The sequence below is a fragment of the Streptococcus sp. genome, assembly GCF_019414905.1.
Lineage (GTDB): Bacteria > Bacillota > Bacilli > Lactobacillales > Streptococcaceae > Streptococcus.
On the sequence record NZ_DXLC01000190.1, the window covers coordinates 1 to 4,821 of the forward strand.

Annotated in this window: 6 protein-coding genes and 1 pseudogene; 6 read left to right on the top strand and 1 reads right to left on the bottom strand. The window is 44.2% G+C overall.

Features of this window, described 5'->3' with window-relative positions:
• On the top strand, nt 1-737 hold a 737-nt coding region (locus QZ359_RS05710; protein ID WP_293963956.1), incomplete at its 5' end, for an ROK family glucokinase.
• A 96-nt stretch (nt 738-833) separates the two neighbouring features.
• On the top strand, nt 834-1,673 hold the full coding sequence (locus QZ359_RS05715; protein WP_000158617.1) for a thymidylate synthase: 840 nt from the start codon (nt 834-836) through the stop codon (nt 1,671-1,673).
• Between the two features lie 50 nt (nt 1,674-1,723).
• Here the strand turns inward: QZ359_RS05715 and QZ359_RS05720 are convergent, their stop codons facing one another.
• Nucleotides 1,724-1,894, bottom strand: a complete 171-nt coding sequence (locus QZ359_RS05720; RefSeq protein WP_001051780.1) for a DUF3042 family protein — start codon at nt 1,892-1,894, stop codon at nt 1,724-1,726.
• Nucleotides 1,895-2,014: 120 nt separating this feature from the next.
• Here QZ359_RS05720 and miaA point away from each other — a divergent pair, with 120 nt between their 5' ends.
• From miaA to QZ359_RS05740, 4 genes and pseudogenes are all read left to right on the top strand, one after another.
• Nucleotides 2,015-2,899 (top strand): tRNA (adenosine(37)-N6)-dimethylallyltransferase MiaA, encoded by an 885-nt coding sequence (gene miaA, locus QZ359_RS05725; protein ID WP_153192091.1) that lies wholly within the window; start codon nt 2,015-2,017, stop codon nt 2,897-2,899.
• Nucleotides 2,892-4,130: a GTPase HflX gene (gene hflX, locus QZ359_RS05730; RefSeq protein WP_293963957.1), complete on the top strand. Its 1,239-nt coding sequence runs from the start codon at nt 2,892-2,894 to the stop codon at nt 4,128-4,130. Before miaA ends, hflX begins: the two co-directional genes overlap by 8 nt.
• Nucleotides 4,123-4,746 (top strand): cystathionine beta-lyase, encoded by a 624-nt coding sequence (locus tag QZ359_RS05735; protein ID WP_265526386.1) that lies wholly within the window; start codon nt 4,123-4,125, stop codon nt 4,744-4,746. The genes hflX and QZ359_RS05735 overlap by 8 nt, the downstream gene beginning before the upstream one ends.
• Before the next feature lie 14 nt (nt 4,747-4,760).
• Nucleotides 4,761-4,821 (top strand): annotated as a pseudogene (locus QZ359_RS05740) (ribonuclease Z); the annotation flags it as partial.

Here is a 4,821-nt window from a genome sequence, read left to right on the forward strand (position 1 = left end):
TGGTTGATCGTGAAAAAGGGACTGTTATCGGTGCCTACAACTTGAACTGGAAAACCCTTCAACCAATTAAAGAAAAGATTGAAAAAGTCTTGGGTATTCCATTCTTCATCGATAATGATGCCAATGTAGCGGCTCTTGGTGAGCGTTGGATGGGGGCTGGTGATAACCAACCAGACGTTGTCTTTATGACACTCGGTACAGGTGTTGGTGGCGGTATCGTCGCTGAAGGCAAATTGCTTCACGGTGTTGCTGGTGCAGCAGGTGAGCTTGGCCACATCACTGTTGACTTTGACCAACCAATCGCATGTACTTGCGGTAAGAAAGGTTGCCTTGAGACAGTTGCTTCAGCAACAGGGATTGTCAACTTGACTCGTCGCTATGCCGATGAATACGAAGGCGATGCAGCCTTGAAACGCTTGATCGATAACGGAGAAGAAGTAACTGCTAAGACAGTCTTTGATTTGGCAAAAGAAGGAGACGACCTTGCTTTGATCGTTTACCGTAATTTCTCACGTTACTTGGGGATCGCTTGTGCTAACATTGGTTCAATCCTAAACCCATCAACAATCGTTATCGGTGGTGGTGTATCAGCTGCGGGAGAATTCCTTCTACAAGGTGTTCAAAAAGTCTACGATGAAAATACCTTCCCACAAGTACGCACATCAACAAAATTAGCTCTTGCAACTCTAGGAAATGACGCTGGGGTTATTGGAGCAGCATCACTTGTATTGCAATAAAATAAAAAAGGAGAAAATTGCTTTCTAGAAGCGAGTGATTTTCCTCCTTTCTTTTTTATGCTATACTAGTTAGGACAATAAATGAGGTGAGAGTAAATGACAAAAGCAGATACGATTTTTAAAGAAAATATTGAACGAATCCTCAAAGACGGTGTCTTTTCTGAGCAGGCACGTCCTAAGTACAAGGATGGGACAGTTGCCAACTCCAAGTATGTAACGGGTGCATTTGCCGAGTATGACTTGGCAAAGGGGGAATTCCCAATCACAACCTTGCGTCCTATTGCCATCAAATCCGCCATCAAGGAAGTGCTCTGGATCTACCAAGACCAGTCCAATAGCCTAGAAGTGCTTAATGACAAGTACAATGTTCACTACTGGAATGACTGGGAAGTGGGAGATACGGGAACTATTGGCGAGCGTTACGGGGCGGTCGTTAAGAAACACGACATCATCAATAAGCTTCTCAAGCAGTTGGAAGCTAACCCTTGGAACCGTCGAAACATTATCTCCCTTTGGGATTACCAGGCTTTCGAAGAAACAGATGGGCTGCTCCCATGCGCCTTTCAGACCATGTTTGATGTCCGCCGTGTAGATGGAGAAATCTACCTGGATGCGACCTTGACCCAGCGTTCGAATGATATGCTAGTGGCCCACCACATCAATGCTATGCAGTATGTGGCTCTTCAAATGATGATTGCCAAGCATTTTGGTTGGAAGGTTGGGAAATTCTTTTACTTTATCAACAACCTTCATATCTATGACAATCAATTTGAACAAGCTCAGGAATTGCTCCGTCGTGAGCCGTCAAACTGCCAACCTCGCTTGGTTTTAAATGTGCCAGATGGGACCAATTTCTTTGATATCAAAGCAGAGGACTTTGAGTTGGTGGATTATGACCCTGTCAAACCACAGTTGAAGTTTGACCTAGCTATATAAAAGAATAGAAAAAAGAAGTTGAGACAATGAATCCCAACTTCTTTTGTTTTTTAACGTGATACGCGACGACGAGCTGCTTTTTTACGGTTTTCTTCGATGAAAGCTGCTTTTTGCTCTTCTGGTTCGATCACTTTCTTTTTAAATGCGTATACTGCACCTGCAACTGCAGCGACAGTTCCTGCGACACCTGTTACAAGACCTTTAGCGAATCCTTTAGCCATGAGTCTTCCTCCTTTATCTTTTCAATCAGCCAGCCTCCTCAAGAGGTCATATTTTTCTGACTGACTTTTTTGTGTTATAATAATAGTAACGAAAAAATGGGAATTTTTCAAGGAAAAAAGATGAAAACAAAAATAATTGTGATCGTTGGACCGACTGCAGTTGGAAAGACAGCTCTTGCTATTGAAGTGGCCAAGCGTTTTAATGGCGAAGTTGTTAGTGGTGATAGCCAGCAAGTCTATCGAGGACTTGATATTGGGACGGCTAAGGCTAGTCCAGAAGAGCAGGCAACTGTTCCCCATCATTTAATTGATGTTAGAGAGGTAACCGAGTCTTACTCGGCTTTTGATTTTGTCTCAGAAGCTAAGATAGCTATTGAGGATATTCACAGCCGTGGCAAGCTAGCCATTATCGCCGGTGGGACTGGGCTTTATATCCAGAGCTTGCTTGAAGGCTACCACCTAGGTGGGGAGACTCCCCATGAGGAAATTTTGGCCTATCGGGCTAGTTTGGAGCCCTATACAGATGAGGAATTAGCTCATCTTGTGGCGCAAGCAGGCCTTGAAATTCCCCAGTTTAATCGTCGTCGTGCAATGCGTGCCTTGGAAATTGCCCATTTTGGTCAGGATTTGGAAAATCAAGAGACCTTGTATGAACCGCTGATTATCTGCTTGGATGATGAGCGCAGTCAATTATATGAACGTATCAATCGTCGCGTGGATTTGATGTTTGAGGCTGGGCTTTTGGATGAGGCCAAGTGGCTCTTTGACCATTATCCAGATGTGCAGGCTGCTAAAGGGATTGGTTACAAGGAACTCTTTCCTTATTTTCGTGGAGAGCAGACCTTGGAAGAAGCCAGTGAGAGTCTCAAACAGGCTACCCGTCGTTTTGCCAAGCGTCAGTTGACCTGGTTCCGTAATCGCATGCAGGTGACCTTTTATCAGATTGGAGAAGCTGGTGTGCAAGACCGCATTTTAAGCCAGATAGAGGAGTTTTTAGATGATTGAAACGGAGAAAAAAGAGGAACGGGTCCTGCTGACTGGTGTGGAATTGCAGGGCATGAACAATTTTGACCTCTCCATGGAAGAATTGGCCAGTTTAGCGAAAACGGCTGGGGCAGTCGTTGTAGATAGCTTCAGACAAAAACGTGAAAAATATGATTCCAAGACCTTCGTTGGCTCTGGTAAGTTGGAAGAAATTGCCCTCATGGTGGATGCAGAAGAAATCACCACTGTCATCGTCAACAACCGTCTGACCCCAAGGCAAAATGTCAATCTAGAAGAAGTTCTCGGTGTTAAGGTCATTGACCGTATGCAGTTGATTTTGGATATCTTTGCCATGCGGGCTCGAAGCCATGAAGGGAAACTCCAAGTCCACCTAGCCCAGCTCAAATATCTCTTGCCTCGCTTGGTTGGTCAGGGAATTATGCTCAGCCGTCAGGCAGGGGGAATTGGTTCCCGTGGACCTGGTGAAAGCCAGCTGGAGCTGAACCGTCGTAGTGTTCGCAATCAAATTACGGATATTGAAAGACAGCTCAAGGTGGTTGAGAAAAATCGGGCGACTGTCAGAGAAAAACGTCTGGAGTCCAGCACCTTTAAGATTGGTTTGATTGGTTATACCAATGCTGGGAAGTCAACTATCATGAACACCTTAACCAGTAAGACCCAGTATGAGGCTGACGAGCTCTTTGCGACTCTGGATGCGACGACTAAGAGTATCCATCTGGGGGGAAATCTCCAAGTAACTTTGACAGATACCGTGGGCTTTATCCAAGATTTGCCGACAGAGTTGGTATCCAGTTTCAAGTCGACCTTGGAAGAAAGCAAGCATGTGGACCTTCTGGTTCATGTTATCGATGCCAGCAATCCTTACCATGAGGAGCATGAAAAAACAGTCCTGTCCATCATGAAAGACCTGGACATGGAGGATATTCCTCGCTTGACCCTTTATAATAAAGCGGATTTGGTGGAAGATTTTACGCCTACCCAAACGCCCTACGCCCTCATTTCTGCCAAGTCTGAGGATAGTCGTGAGAATTTGCAGGCTTTGTTTTTAGAGAAAATCAAGAATATTTTTGAATCCTTTACCCTGCGCGTGCCTTTTTCAAAGTCTTACAAGATTCATGATTTAGAAAGTGTTGCGATTCTGGAAGGATGTGACTATCAAGAGGACGGTGAAGTGATTAGAGGCTACATTTCTGAGAAAAATAAATGGAGGTTAGAGGAATTTTATGACTGATATTAAAACTTTGGCTTTAAAGTATGGAGGCTATACAAGTCTAGACAAGGTCTATCTGGATCAACTTCTAGCTGGTAGAACAGAGCAAGAGCAGTTGGCACTGATCACTCCTCCACCTAGCGTGGTCAATGCTTACTTTGCAGAACTCTACCAGAAAAAAAATCCTGAGGCTGCGACGGATTATTTTGCGGAACTCAGTCAGGAACTGAATCTTTACAATGCTGAACCTAGTTTCACCCTAGAAAACAAGCCTTTTATTCGGCTTAATCTGTCTGGCAAATCCTTTGGTTTTTGTTATGAGAGTGAGGGTCTGGGTCGAATTTTCTCTGAAAATGAAGAGGTTATTTCAGAAGACTTGCTCTTTGAGATTGCACAAATTTTCCCCCATCAACTGATCTTTGAAGAGTCTGGTAAGATTTACATGAAGGCTGTTGGAGATGAGGAAGTTGTTAGCATGGATAGTCTCACAGCTTTGACTGATTTGGAAAGCTTGGCTGATGGTCGCAAACGTCTAAAAGGCTACAGTCAAGAGGATTTATTACAGGAAGCTACTGCTTTTTCTGGCAAGCGCTATTTCCGATCGGAAAACCGCACAGCCATGTTATATATTGATTAATTAGAAAGTATCGAATGGATATTCAATTTTTAGGAACGGGGGCTGGTCAGCCCTCTAAAGCCCGCAACGTTTCAA

Excerpts from the sequence above, each read along its gene's own strand:
- QZ359_RS05720 (WP_001051780.1), bottom strand. The coding sequence starts at position 1,894 with ATGGCTAAAGGATTCGCTAAAGGTCTTGTAACAGGTGTCGCAGGAACT.
- QZ359_RS05735 (WP_265526386.1), top strand. The coding sequence starts at position 4,123 with ATGACTGATATTAAAACTTTGGCTTTAAAGTATGGAGGCTATACAAGT.
- QZ359_RS05715 (WP_000158617.1), top strand. The coding sequence starts at position 834 with ATGACAAAAGCAGATACGATTTTTAAAGAAAATATTGAACGAATCCTC.
- miaA (WP_153192091.1), top strand. The coding sequence starts at position 2,015 with ATGAAAACAAAAATAATTGTGATCGTTGGACCGACTGCAGTTGGAAAG.
- hflX (WP_293963957.1), top strand. The coding sequence starts at position 2,892 with ATGATTGAAACGGAGAAAAAAGAGGAACGGGTCCTGCTGACTGGTGTG.